We start from the raw sequence: 24,419 nt of genomic DNA, 5'->3' as shown, positions 1-24,419 counted from the left end.
GCCAGACGCTAAAAACAACAACGCCAGTCATGCGACTGGCGTTTTTTTTGGCCTGGAATCAGGCTTTAACGCGCTTGATATAATCGCCAAAGGCGGTGAGCTGCCCGGTCAGATGGTCGAGCGTGCTTTGATCCACCACTTCGCCACTCTGCGGGTCGACTTTGTTCTGAATCACGCCGCCCATAAACTCAGGCTTGTTCATCACCATCGCGTCCAGGAAAACGAGGATCTGGCGCAGGTGATACTGGCAGCGCGCGCCGCCGATAGCGCCCATGGAGCTGGTTTGAATCAGCACTGGCTTGCCGGCGAGCGGCTGTTCAGGCAGGCGAGAAAGCCAGTCGATGGCGTTTTTCAGGCCACCCGGCACGGAATAGTTGTATTCCGGCGTCACAATCACCACGCCATCAGCCTGGCGGATTTGTGCGGCAATGGCTTCCACGCTCTGCGGGAAACCGTCTTCTTGCTGGATATCGGCATCGTACAGCGGGATATCGCCGATGGAAGGCAGGGCATCTATCTGCATGCCTGCCGGGGCGATGTTCGGCAGCGTACGGGCGACCATCGCGTTAAATGAACCCTTACGCAGGCTCCCCAGTAAAGTCACTATCTTCAACGAATCAGACATTGGTACTCCTTTATGTGTCAGGACGTTCGGGAAAATGTGTTATGCGGCGTTGCTGCCTCTGATGATATACCCGTCAGGCGAATGATGCGCGCCTGAGCGCTTCGGCTGCGAGCTTCGGCATCCGGCAGGGCGTTCCAGCCCTGTTGGCCGTCGAATTCCCACAGCTTCAGGCGCTCCACGCCTGGCGCCACGGCACAGCCCCAGATGAGGATATCTTCCGCATCGCTGATAGCTTCAATATGCGGCTCGTTTATGACGCGCAGACGACCAGAACCTGGCAATAATTGTAGTGTGCTGAGGCTGGTCTGGGGATTGTCCGTTAGTTTCAGGACGCTGCGCCGCAGCGTATGCAGCTGGGTTCTGGCTTCGTTGGGATCGTTTTGGTTATTGATCCAGGTCATTTCGCTGCTGCTGGACTGAGACGGTGGCACAACCGGGGACGGGGCCTGGAAACTGCGGCGAAGCTCCATGTCCAGCCCGCAGCGCCCTTCGGTTGCCAGCAGCACGCCCACCATGTTACCGGCGTAGGCGATGCTGAAATCCGGCAGTTCGGCGTCGGCAAAGCGCGGGCGACCTGCGGTAGACGTAATGATTTGCGGCAGGCGCTGGGTACCGTACAGCATAAACATCATCTCTGCGACCAGCGTACGCGACGCGAGATAGCGCGTGCGGCGATGTTCTGGCATCAGGCTGGCGGCGTTAAGAATTTCGTCGTTCAGTCGGGGTGAAGTGAGGTTGGGAGGGTTCAGAGCCCATCTTGCAAAATGCGTCGCCATTTGTCGCTCCTTGATAATGGTCAGTCGATGTCATGCTGTTTCGGGTGGCTGAAACAGCGCTCCGCGTCCGATCCTGAATCTTGTCAGGGATCGAAGAGTAGTCTCTGGCTCAATGCGCTGTCATTGATGCTCTCCAATAGCATGAACTATTTTTTGAGCAATATATTATATATTCAATTCTGGGAAAATTCTTAGTGGTTTGCGTAAGTGGAGCACTTAAAAATGTCGTTCTGAAGACATCGTCTTGAAATGATGAAGTATTTTAAATATGAGGAAAATGCCCCGCATTCTGAAGTGTGACGCGGGGCGGCGGTAAGGGTTATTTCCCGATACAGAAGCTAGAGAAGATGCGCCCTAACAGGTCGTCAGAGCTAAATTCGCCGGTGATTTCACTTAAGTTCTGCTGCGCCAGGCGCAGCTCTTCTGCCAGCAATTCTCCGGCCCAGGCACCCAGCAGCTGGGCTTTGCCCTGTTGCAGGTGTTCAGCGGCTTGCTCAAGCGCCTGCAGGTGACGGCGGCGGGCGAGGAAGCCGCCTTCCATGTTGGTTTCGAAGCCCATGCTCTCTTTCAGATGCGCGCGCAGCACGTCAACACCTTCCCCGGTACGGGCGGAAAGACGAACAAGTGAGTGACCATTTACTTCGCTCAGGCCAAGCGTTTCGCCGGTGACGTCCGCTTTATTGCGCACCACGGTAATCGGCAAACGCTCCGGCAGACGGGCGATGAAATCAGGCCAAATCGCCGCCGGGTCAACGGCGTCGGTGGTGGTGCCGTCCACCATGAACAACACGCGATCCGCCTGCTCAATCTCTTTCCAGGCACGTTCAATCCCGATGCGTTCAACTTCATCGCTGGCTTCGCGCAGGCCCGCAGTATCGATGATATGCAGCGGCATTCCGTCGATGTGGATATGTTCGCGCAGGACGTCACGCGTGGTGCCGGCGATATCGGTGACGATAGCCGCTTCACGCCCGGCCAGCGCATTCAACAGGCTGGATTTACCGGCGTTTGGACGCCCGGCAATAACGACTTTCATGCCTTCACGCAGCAGGCTGCCCTGGCGGGCTTCGGCGCGTACCGCGTCAAGATCGCCAATGACCCGATGCAGCTGGGCTTCGATTTTACCGTCGGAGAGGAAGTCGATCTCTTCATCCGGGAAATCGATAGCCGCTTCCACGTAAATACGCAGGTGAGTCAGCGCTTCCACCAGGTGGTTAATACGCGCGGAGAAAGCCCCCTGCAGCGAATTAAGCGCTGAACGAGCGGCCTGCTCGGAACTGGCATCGATCAGGTCGGCAATCGCCTCTGCCTGCGCCAGGTCGAGCTTATCGTTCAGGAAAGCGCGTTCTGAAAACTCACCGGGGTTGGCGATGCGTAAACCCGGCAGCGCCAGAATGCGTTTTAGCAGCAGGTCGAGGATGACCGGGCCGCCGTGCCCCTGCAGTTCGAGAACATCTTCACCGGTAAAGGAATTCGGGCCAGGAAACCACAGTGCAATGCCCTGATCCAGCGCGCTACCGTCGGCATCGCGAAAGGGAAGGTAATCCGCGTAGCGCGGCTTCGGCAGCTTACCGAGCACCGCCTCTGCGACCTCGCGCGCCTGGCGGCCGGAAATACGCAGGATGCCTACGCCGCCACGCCCCGGCGGAGTAGCCTGGGCAATGATAGTGTCATGATTGCTCATCGTTTATCTCAGACCTTGAATCAAAAAGAAAAAGGCGGTCAATCGACCGCCTTTCGTAAGCTTAACGCCAAATATTATCAGGTCTTTTTCTTGTCGCGGCTATGCAGGCCACGCTTTTCCAGACCGCGATAAATCAGCTGCTGCTGAAGGATGGTCACCAGGTTGCTGACGATATAGTACAGCACCAGACCTGACGGGAACCACAGGAAGAACACGGTGAAGATGACCGGCATAAAGGTCATGATCTTCTGCTGCATCGGGTCGGTTACGGTGGTCGGCGACATCTTCTGGATGAAGAACATCGTGGCGCCCATCAGAATCGGCAGGATGTAGTATGGGTCCTGTGCAGACAGGTCGTGGATCCACAGTGCAAACGGCGCGTGGCGCAGTTCAACGGAGCCCATCAGCATGTAGTACAGCGCCAGGAAGATTGGCATCTGGATGATCAGCGGGAAGCAGCCGCCCAGCGGGTTAACCTTCTCAGCTTTGTACAGCGCCATCATTTCCTGGCTCATACGCTGCTTGTCGTCACCGATACGCTCACGCATGGCCGCCAGTTTTGGCTGCAGCATACGCATTTTGGCCATCGAGGTGTACTGCGCTTTGGTCAGCGGGTACATGATGCCACGAACGATAAAGGTGATAACGATAATGGAGAAGCCCCAGTTACCGATGAAGCTGTGGATAAATTTCAACAGTTTAAACAGCGGCTGAGAGATGAACCACAGCCAGCCGTAATCTACGGTCAGGTCAAGGTGTGGCGCAACGGCTGCCATTTTGTCCTGAATTTCCGGACCTACCCATAGGGTGCTGCCCATCTGAGCGGTCTGGCCTGGCTGGACTACCTGAGAAGCAGATTTGTAGCCAATCGCCGCAACGTCGTTGCTCAGCTTGGTGGTGTAGAAGTTGTTCGCGCCCTGAGTATGCGGCACCCATGCGGTAGCAAAGTACTGCTGCAGCATCGCCACCCAACCGCTGTTGGCGTTGACGTTCAGGTTTTCACCGTCAGCGATGTTGTCGAACTTAACTTTTTCGTATTTCGCGTCCGGGGTGGAGTACGCTGCACCACGGAAGGTATGCAGCGCAAAGTTGCTGCTGCCGGTATCGCGGTGAGAAGGCAGGTTGATGGACTGCTTCAGCTGACCAAAGGTTGCCAGCTCCAGCGGTTTTTCGCCCACGTTCTTCACGTTGTAGTCCACACCGACAGAGAACTCACCGCGTTTCAGGGTGAAGGTCTTGGTGAAGGTGTTGCCAGCGGCGTCGGTAAACGTCATCGGGACAACCAGTTCGTTCTGGCCATCCGCCAGTGCGAAGGTATCGGCAGTGACGTTATACAGCGGACGATCGCCGTTCGCCGGGTTATCCGGGCCATCACGACCGGTCAGGCCGCTCTGCGCCTGGTAGATAAATTCAGGCGTGGTTTCCAGCAGTTGGAACGGCTCTGAGGATTTCAGCTCTTTCGGGTAGGTTGGCAACAGCGCTTGTTCTACATCACCACCGCGGGTGTTGATGGTCAGTTCAAGAACGTCAGTTTTAACCGTAATGAGTTTTCCCTGGCCACTGGCCGGCACACCCTGGTTAGCGGCGTTACCCTGGCTGTTCGTGGTCTGCGTGGTCTGCTGCACCTGAGGTTGAGGAGCGTGGTCCTGCTCCCAGGCTTGCCAGATCATGAAAGACACGAACAACAAAGCGATGAGAAAAAGATTGCGTTGCGAATCCATCGTTAGTGTTCTCTGGTATCAAAAGGTCCGGGCGGAACGGGATCGTCTCCACCAGGGTTCAAAGGGTGGCATTTTAGTACGCGTTTCATCGTTAACCAACTGCCTTTTAACACTCCAAACCTGCGCAAGGCCTCAATTCCGTAGTGAGAACAGGTTGGGGTGAAACGGCAATGCGGCCCGAGAAGCGGACTAATCAGGCGTTGATAGACCCTGATAAGGGCTATCAGGACCCGCGAGCCTGGCGACAATGGCGGCGCCATAACTTTTCCAATGCTTCCGATAAAGCCTGGTTATCCAGATCGGCAACCCCTTTCTTCGCTACTACCACGAAATCCATTGCTGGCAGTTCGTGCTGACGCAGACGGAAGCTTTCACGCGTCAGACGTTTAATCCGATTGCGTTCGTGGGCGCGTTTTACGTTTTTTTTAGCGACGGTGAGACCGATGCGGGGATGCCCCAGCGAATTAAGGCGGCCGAGAATGGTGATTTGCGGCGTGCCAGCCCGTTGTGGCTGCTGGAAGACGAATGTGAAATGATGGGGAGTTAACAAGCGTAACTCCCTGGGAAAAGCTAGCTTAACCACGCAGGGGTTAGCTTTTATTACTTAGAAACGGTCAGACGAGAACGGCCTTTAGCACGACGACGTGCCAGAACCTGACGACCATTTTTAGTAGCCATACGAGCACGGAAGCCGTGAGAACGGTTGCGCTTCAGTACAGACGGTTGAAAAGTGCGTTTCATGGCGATTTCTACCTAAACTATTAAATTTCACTGGATTTGCGTAATGCCCAACAGGGTCTGCGAACGACTTACGCTTCAGTGTGGCTGATTAAAGAGGCCGGATTGTAATAATTGTACACTCCGGAGTCAATTCAATTCCCTTACTGCTGCGCCCTTTTTGACCCCGAAAAGAGGCCCGGATCTCCGCTGAATGACAGCGGCATTACGCGACGGGTTGAGAATTATACGGGCTTACCGTGAAAGCGCAAGGATCCACGAGGATCTTCATCAGATCTCTTTAGCGATATTTGTGCGCTAGTCATTAAATTTTCCAATATGAGACGGTTATACGCTGCACGTGTGGCAGGATCGATTACACTTAACCCGCTCAAAACTTCCCTGTGGATAATTCGTGAAGAATCTGTGAGAAACAGAAGATCTCTGCCGCGCTTTAGGCTATGATCCGCGGTCCCGATCGTGATCCAGCCTTCACCGGGGAAACCGCAAATAGCGGTTCGCGCGCCTCCCACAGCCTGAGAGCGCGTGTCAACAATCATGAATGTATAACTTTCAGTCTTCGTCTTTTTATCGACTTTGTTCGAGTGGAGTCCGCCGTGTCACTTTCGCTTTGGCAGCAGTGTCTTGCCCGATTGCAGGATGAGTTACCAGCCACAGAATTCAGTATGTGGATACGCCCCCTACAGGCGGAACTGAGCGATAACACGCTGGCTTTGTACGCGCCTAATCGTTTCGTGCTCGACTGGGTGCGGGATAAATATTTAAATAATATCAATGGGTTGCTCAACGATTTTTGCGGCAGCGATGCACCTTTATTACGCTTCGAAGTTGGCAGCAAACCCGTGACTCAGCCCGTTGCCGCTATGGCAACCGCGGCGGCCCCTGCCCAGGTTGCACGCGCTGCAGCGCCGATGCGCCCAAGCTGGGATAACATGCCTGCGCCTGCTGAGCCGTCCTACCGTTCTAACGTTAACCTGAAACACACCTTTGATAACTTCGTTGAAGGTAAATCGAACCAGCTGGCTCGCGCGGCAGCACGCCAGGTGGCCGATAACCCAGGCGGCGCGTATAACCCGCTCTTCCTTTATGGCGGCACCGGTTTAGGTAAAACGCACCTTTTACATGCGGTGGGTAACGGCATCATGGCCCGCAAGCCGAATGCCAAAGTGGTGTACATGCACTCTGAGCGTTTTGTTCAGGACATGGTTAAAGCACTGCAGAATAACGCCATCGAAGAGTTCAAACGCTACTACCGTTCGGTGGATGCACTGCTTATCGATGACATCCAGTTTTTTGCCAATAAAGAACGTTCACAGGAAGAGTTTTTCCACACCTTTAATGCCCTGCTGGAAGGGAATCAACAGATCATTCTGACGTCGGATCGCTATCCAAAAGAGATCAACGGCGTGGAGGATCGTTTGAAATCCCGTTTCGGCTGGGGGCTGACGGTGGCGATCGAGCCGCCGGAGCTTGAAACCCGTGTGGCGATCCTGATGAAAAAGGCCGACGAGAACGATATCCGTCTGCCGGGCGAAGTGGCCTTCTTTATTGCCAAGCGACTGCGCTCCAACGTCCGCGAGCTGGAAGGGGCGCTGAACCGCGTGATTGCCAACGCCAACTTTACCGGCCGGGCGATTACCATCGACTTCGTGCGTGAAGCGCTGCGCGACCTGCTTGCGCTTCAGGAGAAGCTGGTCACCATCGATAATATTCAGAAAACGGTGGCCGAGTATTATAAAATTAAGGTCGCTGACTTGCTGTCCAAGCGTCGCTCCCGTTCCGTTGCCCGTCCGCGCCAGATGGCGATGGCGCTGGCAAAAGAGCTGACCAACCATAGCCTGCCGGAAATTGGCGATGCTTTTGGTGGACGCGACCACACCACGGTTTTACATGCCTGCCGCAAGATTGAGCAGCTGCGTGAAGAAAGCCACGATATTAAAGAAGATTTCTCCAATTTAATCAGAACATTATCTTCGTGACGCTATGAAATTTACCGTTGAACGTGAACATTTATTAAAACCGCTGCAGCAGGTAAGTGGCCCCCTCGGAGGCCGCCCGACTCTGCCTATCCTGGGCAACCTGCTGCTGCAGGTGGCTGAAGGTGCACTCTCTTTAACCGGTACCGATCTGGAAATGGAGATGGTGGCGCGCGTGGCGCTGGTACAGCCTCATGAACCTGGGGCTACGACCGTACCGGCACGTAAATTCTTCGATATCTGCCGTGGCCTGCCGGAAGGGGCTGAAATTGCGGTACAGCTGGAGGGCGACCGCATGCTGGTTCGCTCCGGGCGTAGCCGCTTTTCGCTTTCCACGCTGCCGGCGGCAGACTTCCCGAACCTGGACGACTGGCAGAGCGAGGTAGAATTTACCCTGCCGCAGGCGACCATGAAGCGCCTGATCGAAGCCACGCAGTTCTCTATGGCGCATCAGGACGTTCGTTATTACCTGAACGGCATGCTGTTCGAAACCGAAGGCGAAGACCTGCGTACCGTCGCAACGGACGGCCACCGCCTGGCGGTTTGTTCGATGCCGGTTGGTCAACCTTTGCCTAATCATTCGGTTATCGTGCCCCGTAAAGGTGTGATTGAGCTGATGCGTATGCTCGACGGCGGTGAAACCCCGCTGCACGTACAAATCGGCAGCAATAACATTCGCGCTCACGTCGGCGACTTCATCTTTACCTCCAAGCTGGTGGATGGCCGCTTCCCGGACTACCGTCGCGTGCTGCCGAAGAACCCGGATAAACACCTCGATGCAGGCTGCGACCTGTTGAAGCAGGCGTTTGCCCGTGCGGCGATTTTGTCGAACGAGAAATTCCGCGGCGTGCGCCTGTTCGTCAGCGAGAACCAGCTGAAAATCACGGCAAACAACCCCGAGCAGGAAGAAGCAGAAGAGATTCTGGACGTTTCCTACGACGGTACCGAGATGGAAATCGGCTTCAACGTCAGCTATGTGCTGGACGTGCTGAACGCCCTGAAGTGTGAGAACGTCCGCATTCTGCTGACCGACTCCGTTTCCAGCGTGCAGATTGAAGACGCGGCCAGCCAGGCGGCGGCCTATGTTGTTATGCCAATGAGACTGTAGATGTCACTTACGCGTTTGCTGATTAAAGACTTTCGCAACATCGAAAACGCGGATCTCGCTCTTTCTCCTGGCTTTAATTTTCTGGTCGGTGCTAACGGCAGCGGCAAAACCAGCGTGCTTGAGGCGATTTATACCCTCGGGCACGGTCGTGCTTTTCGCAGCCTGAAAATTGAACGCGTGATCCGCCATGAGCAGGACGCTTTTGTTTTGCACGGGCGGCTTCAGGACGGTGAAAGGGAAACCTCAATCGGCCTGACCAAAGACCGCACCGGCGACAGCAAAGTACGTATTGACGGCAGCGACGGCCACAAAATCGCCGAACTGGCGATGATGATGCCGATGCAGCTGATTACCCCCGAGGGGTTTACTTTGCTGGGCGGCGGCCCCAAATACCGTAGAGCTTTCCTTGATTGGGGCTGCTTTCACAATGAACCTGGCTTTTTTGTGGCCTGGAGTAACCTCAAACGCCTGCTGAAGCAACGTAACGCCGCGTTGCGCCAGGTGACACGCTACGCGCAGCTGCGCCCGTGGGATCAGGAGCTGATTCCGCTGGCCGAGCAAATCAGCCGCTGGCGCGCCGACTACAGCGCCGCCATTGCGGAAGATATGGCCGATACCTGCGCACAGTTTTTACCGGAATTTGCCCTGAGCTTCTCTTTCCAGCGCGGCTGGGAGAAAGAGAGCGACTATAGCGAAGTGCTGGAGCGCAATTTCGAACGCGACCGGATGCTGACCTATACCGCGCACGGCCCACATAAAGCGGATTTTCGGATTCGTGCCGACGGGGCGCCGGTGGAAGACACGCTCTCGCGCGGGCAGCTTAAATTACTGATGTGCGCCTTACGACTGGCGCAGGGTGAGTTTCTCACCCGGCAGAACGGGCGGCGTTGCCTGTATCTGATAGATGATTTTGCCTCTGAACTGGATGACGCCAGGCGCGGCCTGTTGGCCAGCCGGTTAAAGGCCACGGAGTCACAAGTTTTTGTTAGCGCGATCAGCGCCGAACATGTGATGGATATGGCGGACAAAAATTCAAAGATGTTCGCCGTGGATCAGGGTAAAATAGCGGATTAACCCAAGATTAAATGAGCGAGAAACGTTGATGTCGAATTCTTATGACTCCTCCAGTATCAAAGTCCTTAAGGGGCTGGATGCGGTACGTAAGCGCCCGGGCATGTATATCGGCGATACGGATGACGGCACCGGTCTGCACCACATGGTATTTGAGGTCGTGGATAACGCTATCGACGAAGCGCTCGCGGGCCACTGTAAAGACATCGTGGTCACTATCCACGCGGATAACTCCGTCTCGGTAACCGATGATGGCCGTGGTATTCCTACCGGTATTCACCCGGAAGAGGGGGTTTCTGCCGCGCAGGTTATCATGACCGTACTGCACGCTGGCGGTAAGTTTGATGACAACTCCTATAAGGTGTCCGGCGGCCTGCACGGCGTAGGCGTCTCGGTGGTTAACGCCCTGTCCCAGAAGCTTGAGCTGGTCATTCGCCGCGAAGGTAAAGTGCATCAGCAAACCTACATCCACGGTGAGCCTCAGGCTCCGCTGGCAGTGACCGGTGACGCCGATGTGACCGGGACTCAGGTGCGTTTCTGGCCGAGCCATGAAACCTTCACCAACGTAACCGAATTCGAATACGAAATCCTGGCTAAGCGCCTGCGCGAGCTGTCGTTCCTGAACTCTGGCGTGTCTATCCGCCTGATCGACAAGCGCGACGGTAAGCAGGATCACTTCCACTACGAAGGCGGCATCAAGGCGTTTGTTGAGTACCTCAACAAGAACAAAACCCCGATTCACCCGAACGTGTTCTATTTCAGTACTGAAAAAGACGGTATCGGCGTGGAAGTGGCGCTGCAGTGGAACGACGGTTTCCAGGAAAACATCTACTGCTTTACCAACAACATTCCTCAGCGCGACGGCGGGACTCACCTTGCGGGCTTCCGCGCGGCGATGACCCGTACCCTGAACGCCTACATGGACAAAGAAGGCTACAGCAAAAAAGCCAAAGTCAGCGCCACCGGTGACGATGCGCGTGAAGGCCTGATTGCCGTCGTTTCCGTGAAAGTGCCGGATCCTAAATTCTCTTCCCAGACCAAAGACAAGCTGGTTTCTTCGGAAGTGAAATCCGCAGTTGAGCAGCAGATGAACGAACTGCTGGCCGAATACCTGCTGGAAAACCCGTCTGACGCGAAAATCGTTGTCGGCAAAATTATTGATGCGGCGCGCGCTCGTGAAGCTGCACGTCGCGCACGTGAAATGACCCGCCGTAAAGGCGCGCTCGACCTGGCTGGCCTGCCTGGTAAGCTGGCGGACTGCCAGGAACGCGACCCGGCGCTGTCTGAACTGTACCTTGTGGAAGGGGACTCTGCGGGCGGCTCTGCAAAACAGGGGCGTAACCGTAAGAACCAGGCGATCCTGCCGCTGAAAGGTAAAATCCTTAACGTTGAGAAGGCGCGCTTCGACAAGATGCTCTCTTCTCAGGAAGTGGCGACGCTTATCACCGCGCTGGGCTGCGGCATTGGCCGTGACGAATACAACCCGGACAAGCTGCGCTACCACAGCATCATCATCATGACCGATGCGGACGTCGACGGTTCCCACATTCGTACGCTGCTGCTGACCTTCTTCTACCGTCAGATGCCTGAAATTGTTGAGCGCGGCCACGTCTATATTGCACAGCCGCCGCTGTACAAAGTGAAGAAAGGCAAGCAAGAACAGTACATCAAAGACGATGAAGCGATGGACCAGTACCAAATCGCTATCGCCCTTGACGGTGCGACTCTGCACACCAACGCAAGTGCACCTGCGCTGGCCGGTGAACCACTCGAGAAGCTGGTGGCGGAATACAACACCGCGCAGAAAATGATTGGCCGCATGGAGCGCCGTTATCCACGCAACCTGCTGAACAACCTCGTTTATCACCCAACGCTGCAGGTGGCCGACCTGGCCGACGAAGCGAAAGTGACGCAGTGGATTTCTGCGCTGACCGTGACGCTGAACGAAAAAGAGCAGCACGGCAGCACCTGGAAATACGATATTCACCATAACAGCGAGCTGAACGTGTTTGAGCCGATTGTACGCGTGCGTACTCACGGCGTGGACACTGACTACGTGCTGGAAAAAGAGTTTGTGGAAGGGGGCGAATATGGCCGTCTTTGCGCTCTCGGTGAGAAGCTGCGTGGCCTGATTGAGGAAGATGCGTTTATCGAACGCGGCGAACGCCGTCAGCCGGTAACCAGCTTCGAGCAGGCGCTGGAGTGGCTGCAGAAAGAGTCCCGCCGTGGTCTGGCAATCCAGCGCTATAAAGGCCTGGGCGAGATGAACCCGGATCAGCTGTGGGAAACCACCATGGATCCTGACAGCCGTCGCATGCTGCGCGTGACCGTTAAAGACGCGATTGCTGCGGACCAGCTGTTCACCACCCTGATGGGCGATGCGGTTGAACCACGCCGTGCGTTTATCGAAGAGAACGCCCTGAAAGCGGCGAACATCGATATCTAAGGCCTGCCCAGCCAGACTAAAAAGCCGTGCTTTCAGCACGGCTTTTTTTATGGGCGCTATACTTTCCGGTGTCGATTTTCTACATCACAGAGGGAAACCCCATGGGACTTTTTGATCAGGTTGCGGGCTCGCTGCTGAACGGTGACGCCGGTAAATATCAGGCCATTCTAAGCTGGGTAGAACAGCAGGGCGGTATTCAGGCGCTGCTGGACAAGCTGCGCCAGGGCGGCTTAAGCGAAATCGTCTCCTCGTGGCTCAGCAGCAACAGTACAAATCAGCCGCTGAGCGGCGACCAGATAACTCAGGCCCTGGGTTCGCCGTCCGTAGCCGCGCTGGGGGAAAAACTGGGCGTGGATACCGGCTCGGCTTCCGCTTTACTGGCGGAATACCTGCCGAAGGTGATCGACGCGCTGTCGCCAAACGGTGAAGTGACGCCGGAAGCCCATAACGACTTGCTGAGTGCTGGCGTTAACCTGTTGAAAGGTAAGTTGTTCAGCTGACCTTTTTGTTGGCCCCGGCTGTATGTCCGGGGCTTTTAAAAGAGGAGTTTGCCTGCCGCCTCTCATCCCCCTTTTCCCCGGAGTTTGCTGCTGTTTTTTGAGCGGAATCGCGTTAGCATGAGGTAAATCCATTACCTCTGAAGATCTCATGACCATAAAACTGATTGCAATTGATATGGATGGCACGCTGCTGCTGCCAGACCACACTATCTCTCCGGCGGTAAAACAGGCCGTTGCGGCGGCGCGCGAGCGCGGCGTGAACGTCGTGATCTGTACCGGTCGTCCGTTTGCTGGCGTTGAAAGCTACCTGCGTGAGCTGCAGATGGATAAGCCCGGCGACTACTGCATCACTTACAACGGCGCGCTGGTGCAGAAGGCAAGCAACGGCAGCACCGTCGCCCAGACGGCGCTGAACTATGACGATTATCGTTTCCTGGAAAACCTGTCCCGCGAAGTGGGCTCACACTTCCATGCGCTGGATCGTCATACCCTTTACACCGCGAACCGCGATATCAGCTACTACACGGTGCATGAGTCCTTTATCGCCAGTATTCCTTTGGTGTTCTGCGAAGCGGAAAACATGGATAAAAACGGCGAGTTCCTGAAAGTCATGATGATTGACGAGCCGGCTATTCTCGATGAGGCCATCACCCGAATCCCGGCCGACGTCTTTGAGCGGTATACGCTACTGAAAAGCTCGCCTTACTTCCTGGAAATCCTCGACAAGCGTGTCAACAAAGGCACCGGCGTGAAGTCACTGGCGGAGAAACTGGGCATTAAGCCGGAAGAAGTGATGACCATTGGCGACCAGGAAAACGACATCGCAATGCTGGAATACGCCGGTATGGGCGTGGCGATGGACAACGCGACCGACAAAGTGAAAGCCGTCAGCAACTTCGTCACCAAATCCAACCTGGAAGACGGCGTGGCCTACGCTATCGAGAAGTTTGTGCTGAATTAACCGGCTCTTATCTCGTCTGCTGGAGAGGGGAGCGCCAGGTGCGCTCCCTTTTGTTATTTCACTGCGGGTAACTGATTTGTTACACAGTGAATCCCTCCGCCTCCGGCGGCAATTGCGTCGATGTTAAGCTGCACAACCTCACGCTTAGGGTAAAGCGTCGACAGCAAACTAAGCGCCGCTTCGTCCGTCTCTTCATCGCCAAACTCCGGGGCGATAATCGCGCCGTTAATCACGAAGTAATTGATGTACCCGGCGGCAAAGTCCGGGTTTCCTTCGCTGAAGCGGCTTGCGCGTGGGACCTGCGGTGGTGTGACGGTGTGAACCTGTAGCCTGCGGCCCTCGGCGTCAGTGGCCTGCCTGAGGATGTCCAGGTGCGTCTGCGTCACTTTGTGGTCCCAGGAATCCGGGTCGGGATCGAGGTTGGCGATCACTACGCCGGGCTCAACAAAACGGGCGTAAAAATCGACGTGGGCATCGGTAATATCTTTGCCTTTGATGCCCGGCAGCCAGATGATTTTTTTCAGGCCAAGCTGTGTTTTCAGCTCCTGCTCTACCCGGTCGCGGCTCCAGCCCGGATTGCGGTTGGCGTTTACCCAACTGCTTTCGGTCATGATGCCGGTGCCGTGCCCGTCCACTTCAATCCCGCCACCTTCGCCCGTCAGCGCGCTGCGGATGAACGGCGCTGCACCGTATTTTTCGGCCATAAATGCCGCCAGCTTCGTGTCTTTGCTGTGCCGCTGCTTATTGCCCCAGCCGTTGAAGTTAAAGCCCACGGCGGCGAGTTTGCCTGCCGATGAAGTGACAAAGCACGCGCCGGTATCCCGCATCCAGATGTCGTCCAGCTCGGTCACCACGTAAGTGACGTTGTGGCTGCCGCATTTTTCCTCCGCCAGCGCGCGTTCGTGCTCCCGGCAAAATACCGTCAGCGGCTGGTAACCGGCGATGGCGTGCGCGATGCGCCCCAGGGCATCCTGCACGTCAGGGGTAAAATCTTTCCAGATGGCGCGCTGAGCGCCAAACGCGATAAATGCACGTTGCTGCGGTTCTCCTTCGTCAGGCATACGCCAGCCCGGGCTAACGGCCGCGAAGGCAGAAACAGGCAGCCCGAGAGAACCCGCCATACCCATCCCGGCCAGCACCGAGGCACATTTAATAAATTCACGACGCGTTGACATACCGGACTCCCGTATAGCTGTTTTAACGTAAGAAATTCTGCTCAGTATTACAGATGGATATTTCATCACTGGCTGAATTCGGCTTCCAACGATATATTTAGCGGACATCTGATTAGCCTGGCTTATCGACATGTTAAAACACTGGCCACCGTTAAATGCCCTGCGTGGGTTTGAAGCCGCCGCGCGTCTGGGAAGCTTTCACCAGGCTGCGTCTGAACTGCATCTGACCCAGTCGGCCATCAGCCAGCAAATCCGCAGCCTGGAGGTTTACCTGGAGCAGCCGCTGTTCTTTCGCAGCGGGCGCAGCGTCAGCCTGACGGACGCCGGCCAGGATCTCTACAGCACCGCGCAGGTCATGCTGCAACAGCTGGCGGTGGGTATTCGTCGGCTCGATCAGTACCGCAAGCCGAATCAGCTTATCGTGAACACCACGCCCGCTTTCGCCAGGCACTGGCTGTTGCCTAATCTGGCGGACTTTAATCGCCGGTATCCGCAGACCGATCTTTGGCTGTTCACCAGCTTCGACCCGCCGGATATGGCCAGCGAAACCGTAGATGTGGCTATCCGGGATGACCTCAGCCAGCAGGCAGAGTGTCTTTTCGAGGTGTTGTACAAGGATAGACTTTATCCGGCCAGCCATCCCGCCGTGCAGGATTTGCCGGTAGAGCAGCGACTAACGCTGCACGGCGAACGCGAGATGAGCTGGGAGCACTGGAGCGTGGCTGGCGGGGTGGACGTCGGCCAGCAAAGCCAGGGGATGAATTTCTCCGATCCTGGATTGTTGCTTGACGCCGCCGCAGACGGGCTGGGTATTGCGCTTGTCAGCCAGCTGCTGGCAGAAAGAAAAAGGGAAATTGAGCAACTTCGCCCGCTGGTGGAGCAAACCGTGCGCGGCGCTGACTGGGCGTGGCTTATCCATCGTGAAAGCGAAAATGACCCGTTAACCCGCCAGTTTTGCGCGTGGCTCCGGGGCAGGTTGCCTGGCAAAGTGGAAAGGCCTGGCTAATTCTTTTACCCTGAGGCGTACTCAGCGCTTCAGGGCAAAATCGTGATCAAACAACTCACCTTCGCACCGCGTCATCATCAGCTTACCAACGTTAACTCCTGGACGCCGGACAGCCAGTGGCTGGCCTTCGACGTTCGGCCTTCGGGAGCCTCTTTTACCGGCACAACCATCGAGCGAGTTAATATCCAGAACGGTGACGTCGAGGTGGTTTATCGCGCCCCTGAAGGCGCCCACGTTGGCGTGGTGACCGTGAACCCACGGCAGCCGGAGCGCTACGTTTTTATCCATGGCCCGGAAAACCCGGACGTCGACTGGCACTATGACTTCCACCACCGCCGTGGCGTGGTTGTGGCGCAGGGTGAGGCCAGCAATCTTGATGCAATGGACATTACCTCGCCCTATACCCCAGGCGCGCTGCGCGGCGGCAGCCATGTTCACGTCTGGAGCCCGGACGGCAGCCGCTTGAGCTTCACCTACAACGACCACGTTATGCACGAGCTTGATGCGCGCCTTGACCTGCGTAACGTCGGCGTCGCGCTGCCGTTTGGCCCCGTGACGCCGCCTAAACAGCATCCACGAGAATACGGCGGGAGCCATTATTGCGTGCTGGTGAGCCGCACGACGGCAGAGCCAGAGCCCGGCAGCGATGAGATTAACCGTGCCTACGAAGAAGGATGGGTCGGGGAACATGGCTACCGGAAGCCAGACGGCAGCGTTCAACGCTGGGCGCTGGCGTTTATCGGCGATACCCGGTTAGCAAACGGTGAGAAGGTGCCCGAGCTGTTTATCGTGGACCTTCCCAATGAGCCGCAGGCTTACCAGCAGGCCGGAAGTGAACCGCTGTGTGGCACCGCCACGACGCTGCCAGCGCCGCCAAAAAGCGTGATGCAACGTCGGCTGACCTTTACCCATCAGCGCCGTTATCCGGGTCTGGTGAATCAGCCCCGGCACTGGATCCGCAGCAGCCCGGACGGCAGCCAGCTTGCCTTCCTGATGCGCGACGACAGCGGCGTGGTGCAGCTTTGGGTGATATCCCCGAACGGCGGTGAGCCCCGGCAGGTTACCCACGGTGAGCACGACATTCAGTCGGCCTTTAACTGGCATCCTTCAGGTAAAGCTCTTGGGTTTGTGCAGCAGGGGCGTGTGGTGCTGTGTGACGCGCAAAGCGGGGTCATTACGCCATTAAGTTCGGCAGAGGGCGAAGCACCTTCTGGCGATGCCATCGTCTTCTCCCCGAACGGCAAGCAGGTTGCCTGGATGCAGGACGTCGACGGTTTCCGTCAGTTATGGAGCGCGGAAACCGGCCTGTAAATGATTCAGTGAGGCAGTTCTGCCGGTGGGATAACGGCGTTAGTGGCCAGATTCTGTTGCTCGCTGGCTTCCACACGCGATCTCACCGAATTGTCCTTGCGGAACATATCCCACGGCAGCAGCACCGTGTCGAGCACGGCGGTAAACGGCAGGTCCAGCGCAACCAGCGGCTTGATTGCCCAACTGGTGTCGTCGTCGCCAAGCGTTGCCGCACTGGCTCGTGTACCAGGATACAAGCCTTCTTTGCCGCCGCTGTGTGACATCATACTTGAGCAGCCGGTCAGTAATAACAGCCCGCTGCTAATCACCAGAGTTGGAAACCAGTTTCTCATTATCATTTTGCTGTCATCTTCAATGGTTGGCGGAGTACCAGCCCCAGCGGAGTTATAACACCCGCCCGTGATTTAAAAATGTTCCTCGTTCCGCTCTGCGGCGGCTATCGCATATTTTTAACCTTTTATGCTGTTTGCCAGTCTAAGTAAGGAAAGCCATTCACGCAAAAAATTTGCGTTCAGGCGCCTTGAAAAATTTTAAGCAAGCCACATTTTAGTAGGGTAACCAGAGAGAGTACGCCGATTGGGTACTCAGGTTCATGGCCTGTCCAAAGGGAAGGCTTTTACATCTTACTCGCTGATTTCAGGAGCTTTTTATTATGCGTAACTTCGATCTTTCTCCGCTGTACCGTTCCGCCATTGGTTTTGACCGTCTGTTTAATCTGCTGGAAAGCAACCAGAGCCAAAGTAACGGCGGCTACCCTCCGTACAACGTTGAATTAGTGGACGAAAACCACTATCGCATTGCTATCGCCGTCGCCGGTTTCGCAGAAAGCGAACTTGAGATCACTGCCCAGGATAACTTGCTTATCGTCAAAGGGGCGCACGCGGGCGAGCAGCAAGAGCGGACTTACCTCTACCAGGGCATTGCCGAACGCAACTTCGAGCGCAAATTCCAGCTGGCGGAAAACATCCACGTTCGTGGCGCGAACCTGGTCAACGGCCTGCTGTACATCAGCCTGGAACGTGAAATTCCTGAATCGATGAAGCCTCGCCGCATCGAAATCAACTAATTCATGGGGTCGCGCCGTGCGCGGCCCGTCATCAAGCTGGCTTGCCGTCAGGGAGCCAATGCCCGTTCGCATGCGGGCAGGTTATTTCTTGCTTCAAAGAAGGAGAAAACACTATGCGTAACTACGATTTATCCCCACTTCTGCGTCAATGGATCGGCTTCGATAAACTGGCCAACGCGCTGCAGTCCAGCGGTGAAAGCCAGGGCTTCCCGCCGTACAACATCGAAAAAAGCGACGATAACCATTACCGCATCACGCTGGCTTTGGCCGGTTTCCGCCAGGAAGATCTTGATATCGAGCTGGAAGGCACCCGCCTGAGCGTGAAGGGCACCCCGGTTAAACCGGAAAAAGAGACCAACTGGCTGCATCAGGGGCTGGTGACTCAGCCGTTCAGCCTGAGCTTTACCCTGGCTGAGCATATGCAGGTCTCAGGGGCAACGTTCACCAACGGCTTGCTGCACATTGACCTGGTGCGGGACATCCCGGAAGCGGTTGCTCCGCAGCGGATCGCCATTAGCGAACGCCCGGCGCTGAATAGCTAAATAATTTTCCCATATGAAGTATTAAGGCCCCTGAAAACGGGGCCTTTTTTGTGCTCCGCACCCCATTATCCTCCCCATAGCTCTGCCAGAATCCTTAGTAACAATAATGTTATTCACAGGGATTATATATGAGTGGAATAGCGTTAACCGTCAGCATGCTGGCGCTGGTTGCCGTCGTGGGATTGTGGATCGGTAATATCAAGATCCGCGGGGTGGGCTTCGGGATCGGAGGCGTGCTGTTTGGCGGCATTATTGTCGGCCACTTTGTCAATCAGGCCGGGATTGGCCTGAACGGCGATATGCTGCACTTTATCCAGGAATTTGGGCTGATCCTGTTTGTTTACACGATAGGCATCCAGGTCGGACCCGGCTTCTTCTCATCCCTGCGCGTTTCCGGCTTGCGGCTAAATTTGTTCGCTATTCTTATCGTTGTGCTCGGTGCGTTGGTCACTGCCGTGGTCTACAAGCTGTTTGATGTGCCGCTGCCGGTGGTATTGGGGATCTTCTCCGGTGCCGTTACGAACACGCCAGCGCTGGGGGCCGGGCAGCAGATCCTGACCGATCTCGGCACGCCGGGGCAATTGGTTGACCAAATGGGGATGAGCTACGCGATGGCCTATCCGTTTGGGATTTGCGGCATCCTGCTGACCATGTGGCTGTTACGCATGGCCTTTCGCGTCAGCGTTGACAAAGAAGCTCAGCAGTTTGAAGCCAACAGCGGCCAAAATCACGCCCAGCTGCACACCATGAATATCTGCGTCGCCAACCCAAACCTGAACGGTCTGGCGATTCAGGACATCCCTATTCTTAACAGCGACGAAATAATATGCTCCCGCCTCAAGCGCGGAGAGCTGCTGATGGTGCCTTCTCCAGGCACCCTCGTTCAGACTGGCGACCTGCTGCACCTCGTTGGGGCAGAAAAAGATCTGCACAAAGCGCTGCTGGTGATCGGCAACGAAGTGGATACTTCGCTTTCCACGCGAGGCACGGATCTGCGGGTTGAGCGCGTCGTGGTGACCAACGAAAAGGTTCTGGGCAAGAAGATCCGCGATCTGCATCTGAAGCAGAAATATGACGTGGTGATATCTCGCCTTAACCGCGCCGGGGTCGAGCTGGTGGCCAGCAGCAACGCCAGCCTGCAGTTCGGCGACATCCTCAACCTGGTCGGACGCCCTCAATCGATCGACGCGGTGGCCGCAGAGGTCGGTAACGCGCAGCATAAGCTGCAGCAGGTGCAAATGCTGCCGGTGTTTATCGGCATCGGGCTTGGCGTGTTGCTGGGCTCCATTCCGCTGTTTATCCCCGGTTTCCCGGCGGCGCTGCGCCTTGGCCTGGCTGGTGGGCCGCTGATTATGGCGCTGATCCTCGGGCGCATCGGCAGTATCGGCAAGCTTTACTGGTTTATGCCGCCGAGTGCGAACCTGGCGCTGCGTGAGCTGGGTATCGTCCTGTTTCTGGCGGTGGTCGGGCTCAAGTCCGGCGGGGATTTTATCGACACGCTGCTGGTGGGCGACGGCGTAAGCTGGATTGGCTACGGCATTCTGATCACCGCGGTGCCGCTGATTACCGTCGGCCTGCTTGCTCGCCTGCTGGTGAAGATGAACTACCTGACGCTGTGCGGCATGCTGGCGGGCTCGATGACAGACCCACCTGCGCTGGCCTTTGCCAACGGGCTGCATGCGACCAGTGGAGCCGCCGCGCTTTCTTACGCTACGGTTTACCCGCTGGTGATGTTCCTGCGCATTATTACTCCCCAACTGCTGGCGCTGCTGTTCTGGGGACTATAGCTCTCCGCCGCCCGACTGGCCGGGCGGCACCCTCGAATGATCCCGGCGTAAGTGGTAATCCACCTGATATTCGCTGGCATTTCTGAACATCACCGAATAGTTAAGAAACTCGCCTTTATCGCTGTAGGAGAGCGAGGTGATGCGCAAAATCGGTGTCGCCTCCGCGATGTTCAGCAGTTTTGCCGTTTTTGCGTCGGCGAGTACCGGCGTCAGCGTTTCATAGTTGCCGCTGATGACTATCTGGCATTCATCTTCGATATAGCTGAATTTTGACCCCTCAAGGTGGGCCAGGGACAGGTTGCGAAAGAGTTTGACCGGCATATAGCTGTCTTCCACCATCAGCGGCTTGCCGCTCACGGCGCGCACGCGGCGGGAGTAATAGATTTTTTCGTCGATCTTAATGCGCAGCAGGCTGGCTATCGCCGGGGGCGCGGGCATCACGTTAAATTCCAGCACCTCGCTCAGCACCTCTTTGCCCTGGCTGCGCATCACTTCCACAAAACCCGTCAGGTTAGTGGTTTCGTGGTGAACGTCTTTTTTTGTCACCCAGGTGCCGCTGCCCTGGCGGCGATTAACCAGACCCCAGCCCACAAGCAAATCCACCGCTTTACGAATCGTCATGCGCGACACGCCAAATTCTTCAGCCAGCTTCTTTTCCCCAGGCAGGGGGCTGCCTAGGGTGTAGTCGGCAGAATTAAGCCGCAGCCGTAGCCTGTCGGCAATTGATTTGTAGATCATAGCTGGACATCTCCAGGCTTTATCACGCCGTTATATGTCGGTTAATTGTCTAGTTTTAACTCTAAAAGTAGACAACTTTGGCCAAATAAAAACCATGAATACGATCACGAATCGCTGCGCCTGACGCGGCGAGCCACCGCCCGCGCTCATATCCTCAGCCTCAGGCCAACTAAAAAAATAAGGCCGCCTCTTACTCTACGAAGTTGTTACATGAGGATTTAAAAATGCTCAGTCAAATACAACGTTTTGGTGGTGCAATGTTTACCCCGGTTCTGCTGTTCCCCTTCGCCGGGATCGTGGTCGGGCTTGCCATCATGCTGCGCAACCCGCTGTTTGTTGGCGAAGCGCTCACCGCACCAGACACTCTGTTTGCACAAATTGTTCATATCATCGAGGAAGGCGGCTGGACGGTGTTCCGCAATATGCCGCTGATTTTTGCCGTGGGTTTGCCCATCGGCCTGGCAAAACAGGCCCAGGGGCGAGCTTGCCTGGCGGTGCTGGTGAGCTTCTTAACCTGGAACTACTTCATCAATGCGATGGGGATGACGTGGGGGCACTACTTCGGCGTCGACTTTAGCCTCGACCCTACGGCAGGCAGCGGCCTGACGATGATGGCCGGGATTAAAACGCTCGACACCAGCATCATCGGGGCGATTGTTATCTCCGGCATCGTCACCGCGATTCACAACCGTTATTTCGATAAGCCGCTGCCGGTGTTCCTCGGTATTTTCCAGGGCAGCTCTTTTGTGGTGATTATGGCCTTCCTGGTGATGATCCCCTGCGCCTGGCTGACGCTGCTCGGCTGGCCAAAAGTGCAGCTCGGCATCGAATCGCTGCAGGCGTTTTTACGCAGTGCCGGGGCGCTGGGGGTCTGGGTATACACCTTCCTTGAACGTATTCTGATCCCTACCGGGCTGCACCACTTCGTCTATGGCCCGTTCATCTTCGGCCCGGCGGCGGTTGAAGGCGGCATTCAGGTGTACTGGGCGCAGCATTTGCAGGAGTTCAGCCAGAGCACTGCCTCGCTGAAATCTCTGTTCCCGGAAGGCGGCTTCGCCCTGCACGGCAACTCGAAGGTTTTCGGTTCGGTGGGTATCGCGCTGGCGCTCTACTACACCGCCTCGCCGCAGAACCGCGTGAAGGTTGCCGGGCTGCTGATACCCGCGACGCTGACAGCCATGCTGGTCGGCATCACTGAACCGCTGGAATTTACCTTCCTGTTTATCTCTCCGCTGCTGTTCGCTGTTCACGCCTTCCTGGCCGCCTCAATGGCAACGGTGATGTACATGGCGGGCGTGGTGGGCAACATGGGCGGCGGCCTGCTGGACCAGTTCCTGCCGCAAAACTGGATCCCCATGTTCCATAACCACGCCTCGATGGTCTTTACCCAGATAGGCATCGGCATCGCCTTTACCGGCGTCTACTTCGTGGTTTTCCGTGCCCTGATTCTGCGTTTCAACCTGAAAACGCCGGGCCGGGAAGACAGCGAGATCAAACTCTACAGCAAGGCCGACTACCAGGCGGCACGGCAGCAAACCAGTGCGGCAGTCAGTCAGGATGCAAAACACGGGCAGGCGCATGGCTTCCTGCAGGCGCTCGGCGGCGCGGCGAATATCGCCAGCCTGAATAACTGCGCGACTCGTCTGCGTATCACGCTCGGTGACATGGCTCTGACCGAAGCCGACGAAGTGTTCAAAGCCCTTGGCGCCCACGGCGTGGTGCGCAGCGGCAACGGCATTCAGGTGATTGTCGGGCTGCATGTTCCGCAAATTCGCGACCAGATTGAAACCCTTATCAAAGAGCAAACTTCAGACGAACACCCATCCATGACGGAGGCAGTATCATGAAAAAATTCTCGGTAGTTGTAGCAGGTGGCGGCAGTACTTTTACCCCTGGCATCGTGCTGATGCTGTTGGCTAACCAGACCCGTTTCCCGCTGCGGGCGCTGAAGTTCTACGATAACGACGGCGCACGCCAGGAAACTATCGCCGAAGCCTGCAAAATCATCCTGAAAGAGCAGGCCCCGGATATCTACTTCAGCTATACCACCGACCCGCAGGAAGCGTTCAGTGACGTGGATTTTGTGATGGCGCACATTCGCGTGGGCAAATATCCGATGCGTGAAAAAGACGAGAAAATCCCGCTTCGCCACGGCGTACTCGGCCAGGAAACCTGCGGCCCGGGCGGGATAGCCTACGGCATGCGCTCCATCGGCGGCGTGCTGGAGCTGGTGGATTATATGGAAAAATATTCGCCGAACGCTTGGATGTTGAACTACTCCAACCCGGCAGCCATTGTGGCGGAAGCGACCCGCCGCCTGCGTCCAGACTCAAAAATCCTGAATATCTGCGATATGCCTATCGGCATCGAAAGCCGCATGGCGCAGATTGTGGGTCTGAAGGATCGCAAAGAGATGAAGGTGCGTTACTACGGCCTGAACCACTTTGGCTGGTGGACCCACGTAGAAGATAAAGACGGCAATGACTTGATGCCGAAAATTCGCGAACATGTGGCTAAATATGGCTATGTGCCGCCAAAAGATGAGCATGGCACCGAAGCAAGCTGGAACGACACGTTTGCCAAAGCAAAAGATGTCTGGGGGCTTGATCCGGACACGCTGCCGAACACCTACCTGAAGTACTATTTGTATCCGGATTACGTGGTGCAGCACTCCAACCCGGAGCGCACCAGGGCGAATGAGGTAATGGATCACCGCGAGAAGCATGTGTTTGGTTCCTGCAACGCCATTATTAGCGCCGGGAAATCCTCTGCAGGTGAGCTGGAAATTGACGAACATGCCTCTTACATCGTCGATCTTGCAACGGCCATTGCCTTTAATACCCAGGAGCGGATGCTGCTGATTGTGCCGAATAACGGGGCAATCAATAACTTCGACCCGGAAGCCATGGTGGAAATCCCTTGTCTGGTGGGCAAAGACGGGCCGGAGCCGCTGGTCGTGGGGAACATCCCTCAGTTCCAGAAAGGATTGATGAGCCAGCAGGTCGCCGTTGAAAAACTGGTCGTGGATGCCTGGGAGCACCGCTCTTATCAGAAACTGTGGCAGGCGATCACCCTGTCGAAAACCGTGCCGAGCGCCTCCGTTGCCAAAGCGATTCTTGATGATTTGATTGAAGCGAACAAAGACTACTGGCCTGAATTGAAATAAGTTTTCTCAGGCTTTTACGAAG

Annotated in this window: 23 protein-coding genes; 13 read left to right on the top strand and 10 right to left on the bottom strand. The window is 56.2% G+C overall.

From position 1 onward, the window contains the following. Nucleotides 1-58: 58 nt before the first annotated feature. The 7 genes from F3J26_RS16080 to rpmH all read right to left on the bottom strand — a co-directional run bounded on the left by F3J26_RS16080 (nt 59) and on the right by rpmH (nt 5,547). Nucleotides 59-625, bottom strand: a complete 567-nt coding sequence (locus F3J26_RS16080) for an NADPH-dependent FMN reductase (RefSeq protein WP_008460636.1) — start codon at nt 623-625, stop codon at nt 59-61. Between the two features lie 17 nt (nt 626-642). Then, nucleotides 643-1,401 (bottom strand): 4'-phosphopantetheinyl transferase family protein, encoded by a 759-nt coding sequence (locus tag F3J26_RS16075; protein WP_008460638.1) that lies wholly within the window; start codon nt 1,399-1,401, stop codon nt 643-645. Nucleotides 1,402-1,720: 319 nt separating this feature from the next. Beyond that, nucleotides 1,721-3,085, bottom strand: coding sequence for a tRNA uridine-5-carboxymethylaminomethyl(34) synthesis GTPase MnmE (mnmE, locus tag F3J26_RS16070; protein WP_008460641.1), 1,365 nt, complete (start codon nt 3,083-3,085; stop codon nt 1,721-1,723). A gap of 77 nt (nt 3,086-3,162) precedes the next feature. Beyond that, nucleotides 3,163-4,806 (bottom strand): membrane protein insertase YidC, encoded by a 1,644-nt coding sequence (gene yidC, locus F3J26_RS16065; RefSeq protein ID WP_166994831.1) that lies wholly within the window; start codon nt 4,804-4,806, stop codon nt 3,163-3,165. A 2-nt stretch (nt 4,807-4,808) separates the two neighbouring features. Beyond that, nucleotides 4,809-5,066, bottom strand: a complete 258-nt coding sequence (yidD, locus tag F3J26_RS16060; protein ID WP_071530513.1) for a membrane protein insertion efficiency factor YidD — start codon at nt 5,064-5,066, stop codon at nt 4,809-4,811. Beyond that, nucleotides 5,030-5,389, bottom strand: coding sequence for a ribonuclease P protein component (gene rnpA / locus F3J26_RS16055; RefSeq protein WP_008460645.1), 360 nt, complete (start codon nt 5,387-5,389; stop codon nt 5,030-5,032). Before rnpA ends, yidD begins: the two co-directional genes overlap by 37 nt. 17 nt (nt 5,390-5,406) lie before the next feature. Continuing rightward, complete coding sequence (rpmH, locus tag F3J26_RS16050) at nt 5,407-5,547, bottom strand: 50S ribosomal protein L34 (protein WP_003849659.1); 141 nt, start codon at nt 5,545-5,547, stop codon at nt 5,407-5,409. A 593-nt stretch (nt 5,548-6,140) separates the two neighbouring features. Here rpmH and dnaA point away from each other — a divergent pair. The 6 genes from dnaA (at nt 6,141) to yidA (ending at nt 13,606) form a co-directional block, all read left to right on the top strand. Continuing rightward, a complete protein-coding gene (gene dnaA, locus F3J26_RS16045) occupies nt 6,141-7,523 on the top strand; it encodes a chromosomal replication initiator protein DnaA (RefSeq protein ID WP_008460649.1) in 1,383 nt (460 codons plus the stop codon). 4 nt (nt 7,524-7,527) lie between these two features. Then, nucleotides 7,528-8,628, top strand: coding sequence for a DNA polymerase III subunit beta (gene dnaN / locus F3J26_RS16040; RefSeq protein WP_008460651.1), 1,101 nt, complete (start codon nt 7,528-7,530; stop codon nt 8,626-8,628). After that, on the top strand, nt 8,629-9,702 hold the full coding sequence (gene recF, locus F3J26_RS16035) for a DNA replication/repair protein RecF (RefSeq protein ID WP_039298758.1): 1,074 nt from the start codon (nt 8,629-8,631) through the stop codon (nt 9,700-9,702). Nucleotides 9,703-9,730: 28 nt separating this feature from the next. After that, on the top strand, nt 9,731-12,145 hold the full coding sequence (gyrB, locus tag F3J26_RS16030) for a DNA topoisomerase (ATP-hydrolyzing) subunit B (RefSeq protein ID WP_008460653.1): 2,415 nt from the start codon (nt 9,731-9,733) through the stop codon (nt 12,143-12,145). A 101-nt stretch (nt 12,146-12,246) separates the two neighbouring features. Next, nucleotides 12,247-12,645, top strand: coding sequence for a YidB family protein (locus tag F3J26_RS16025; protein WP_008460654.1), 399 nt, complete (start codon nt 12,247-12,249; stop codon nt 12,643-12,645). 148 nt (nt 12,646-12,793) lie between these two features. Continuing rightward, nucleotides 12,794-13,606: a sugar-phosphatase gene (yidA, locus tag F3J26_RS16020; protein WP_166994828.1), complete on the top strand. Its 813-nt coding sequence runs from the start codon at nt 12,794-12,796 to the stop codon at nt 13,604-13,606. 53 nt (nt 13,607-13,659) lie between these two features. Here yidA and F3J26_RS16015 read toward each other — a convergent pair whose 3' ends face one another. Further along, complete coding sequence (locus tag F3J26_RS16015; protein WP_166994826.1) at nt 13,660-14,781, bottom strand: agmatine deiminase family protein; 1,122 nt, start codon at nt 14,779-14,781, stop codon at nt 13,660-13,662. Between the two features lie 130 nt (nt 14,782-14,911). Here F3J26_RS16015 and F3J26_RS16010 point away from each other — a divergent pair, with 130 nt between their 5' ends. Continuing rightward, nucleotides 14,912-15,787: a LysR family transcriptional regulator gene (locus tag F3J26_RS16010; RefSeq protein ID WP_166994824.1), complete on the top strand. Its 876-nt coding sequence runs from the start codon at nt 14,912-14,914 to the stop codon at nt 15,785-15,787. A 45-nt stretch (nt 15,788-15,832) separates the two neighbouring features. Further along, on the top strand, nt 15,833-17,098 hold the full coding sequence (locus F3J26_RS16005) for a YidR family protein (RefSeq protein ID WP_166994964.1): 1,266 nt from the start codon (nt 15,833-15,835) through the stop codon (nt 17,096-17,098). A gap of 5 nt (nt 17,099-17,103) precedes the next feature. Here F3J26_RS16005 and F3J26_RS16000 read toward each other — a convergent pair whose 3' ends face one another. Then, nucleotides 17,104-17,436, bottom strand: a complete 333-nt coding sequence (locus F3J26_RS16000) for a YceK/YidQ family lipoprotein (protein ID WP_008460661.1) — start codon at nt 17,434-17,436, stop codon at nt 17,104-17,106. A 314-nt stretch (nt 17,437-17,750) separates the two neighbouring features. Here F3J26_RS16000 and ibpA point away from each other — a divergent pair, with 314 nt between their 5' ends. The 3 genes from ibpA to F3J26_RS15985 all read left to right on the top strand — a co-directional run bounded on the left by ibpA (nt 17,751) and on the right by F3J26_RS15985 (nt 20,493). Beyond that, complete coding sequence (ibpA, locus tag F3J26_RS15995) at nt 17,751-18,164, top strand: small heat shock chaperone IbpA (RefSeq protein ID WP_008460663.1); 414 nt, start codon at nt 17,751-17,753, stop codon at nt 18,162-18,164. Between the two features lie 113 nt (nt 18,165-18,277). Beyond that, nucleotides 18,278-18,706, top strand: coding sequence for a small heat shock chaperone IbpB (ibpB, locus tag F3J26_RS15990; RefSeq protein ID WP_008460665.1), 429 nt, complete (start codon nt 18,278-18,280; stop codon nt 18,704-18,706). Nucleotides 18,707-18,834: 128 nt separating this feature from the next. Beyond that, the gene (locus F3J26_RS15985; RefSeq protein WP_008460667.1) at nt 18,835-20,493 is read left to right on the top strand and encodes a putative transporter; all 1,659 of its coding nucleotides are present in this window, start codon (nt 18,835-18,837) and stop codon (nt 20,491-20,493) included. Here F3J26_RS15985 and F3J26_RS15980 read toward each other — a convergent pair. Then, entirely contained in the window at nt 20,488-21,231 is a 744-nt protein-coding gene (locus tag F3J26_RS15980; RefSeq protein WP_166994822.1) for a UTRA domain-containing protein, read from the bottom strand. The two genes, F3J26_RS15985 and F3J26_RS15980, sit on opposite strands and share 6 nt — an antisense overlap. Nucleotides 21,232-21,455: 224 nt before the next feature. Between F3J26_RS15980 and F3J26_RS15975 the strand changes: the two genes are divergently transcribed. Continuing rightward, a complete protein-coding gene (locus tag F3J26_RS15975; protein ID WP_166994820.1) occupies nt 21,456-23,078 on the top strand; it encodes an alpha-glucoside-specific PTS transporter subunit IIBC in 1,623 nt (540 codons plus the stop codon). Next, nucleotides 23,075-24,397, top strand: a complete 1,323-nt coding sequence (locus F3J26_RS15970; RefSeq protein WP_166994818.1) for a 6-phospho-alpha-glucosidase — start codon at nt 23,075-23,077, stop codon at nt 24,395-24,397. Before F3J26_RS15975 ends, F3J26_RS15970 begins: the two co-directional genes overlap by 4 nt. Nucleotides 24,398-24,419 lie beyond the last annotated feature (22 nt).

It is taken from the genome of Enterobacter sp. Ap-867, assembly GCF_011752855.1.
GTDB lineage: Bacteria > Pseudomonadota > Gammaproteobacteria > Enterobacterales > Enterobacteriaceae > Cedecea.
This window is presented reverse-complemented; position numbering and strand designations above follow the sequence as displayed.

Excerpts from the sequence above, each read along its gene's own strand:
- F3J26_RS16080 (WP_008460636.1), bottom strand. The coding sequence starts at position 625 with ATGTCTGATTCGTTGAAGATAGTGACTTTACTGGGGAGCCTGCGTAAG.
- F3J26_RS16075 (WP_008460638.1), bottom strand. The coding sequence starts at position 1,401 with ATGGCGACGCATTTTGCAAGATGGGCTCTGAACCCTCCCAACCTCACT.
- mnmE (WP_008460641.1), bottom strand. The coding sequence starts at position 3,085 with ATGAGCAATCATGACACTATCATTGCCCAGGCTACTCCGCCGGGGCGT.
- yidC (WP_166994831.1), bottom strand. The coding sequence starts at position 4,806 with ATGGATTCGCAACGCAATCTTTTTCTCATCGCTTTGTTGTTCGTGTCT.
- yidD (WP_071530513.1), bottom strand. The coding sequence starts at position 5,066 with ATGGCGCCGCCATTGTCGCCAGGCTCGCGGGTCCTGATAGCCCTTATC.
- rpmH (WP_003849659.1), bottom strand. The coding sequence starts at position 5,547 with ATGAAACGCACTTTTCAACCGTCTGTACTGAAGCGCAACCGTTCTCAC.
- dnaN (WP_008460651.1), top strand. The coding sequence starts at position 7,528 with ATGAAATTTACCGTTGAACGTGAACATTTATTAAAACCGCTGCAGCAG.
- recF (WP_039298758.1), top strand. The coding sequence starts at position 8,629 with ATGTCACTTACGCGTTTGCTGATTAAAGACTTTCGCAACATCGAAAAC.
- gyrB (WP_008460653.1), top strand. The coding sequence starts at position 9,731 with ATGTCGAATTCTTATGACTCCTCCAGTATCAAAGTCCTTAAGGGGCTG.
- F3J26_RS16025 (WP_008460654.1), top strand. The coding sequence starts at position 12,247 with ATGGGACTTTTTGATCAGGTTGCGGGCTCGCTGCTGAACGGTGACGCC.
- yidA (WP_166994828.1), top strand. The coding sequence starts at position 12,794 with ATGACCATAAAACTGATTGCAATTGATATGGATGGCACGCTGCTGCTG.
- F3J26_RS16015 (WP_166994826.1), bottom strand. The coding sequence starts at position 14,781 with ATGTCAACGCGTCGTGAATTTATTAAATGTGCCTCGGTGCTGGCCGGG.
- F3J26_RS16010 (WP_166994824.1), top strand. The coding sequence starts at position 14,912 with ATGTTAAAACACTGGCCACCGTTAAATGCCCTGCGTGGGTTTGAAGCC.
- F3J26_RS16000 (WP_008460661.1), bottom strand. The coding sequence starts at position 17,436 with ATGATAATGAGAAACTGGTTTCCAACTCTGGTGATTAGCAGCGGGCTG.
- ibpA (WP_008460663.1), top strand. The coding sequence starts at position 17,751 with ATGCGTAACTTCGATCTTTCTCCGCTGTACCGTTCCGCCATTGGTTTT.
- ibpB (WP_008460665.1), top strand. The coding sequence starts at position 18,278 with ATGCGTAACTACGATTTATCCCCACTTCTGCGTCAATGGATCGGCTTC.
- F3J26_RS15985 (WP_008460667.1), top strand. The coding sequence starts at position 18,835 with ATGAGTGGAATAGCGTTAACCGTCAGCATGCTGGCGCTGGTTGCCGTC.
- F3J26_RS15980 (WP_166994822.1), bottom strand. The coding sequence starts at position 21,231 with ATGATCTACAAATCAATTGCCGACAGGCTACGGCTGCGGCTTAATTCT.
- F3J26_RS15975 (WP_166994820.1), top strand. The coding sequence starts at position 21,456 with ATGCTCAGTCAAATACAACGTTTTGGTGGTGCAATGTTTACCCCGGTT.
- F3J26_RS15970 (WP_166994818.1), top strand. The coding sequence starts at position 23,075 with ATGAAAAAATTCTCGGTAGTTGTAGCAGGTGGCGGCAGTACTTTTACC.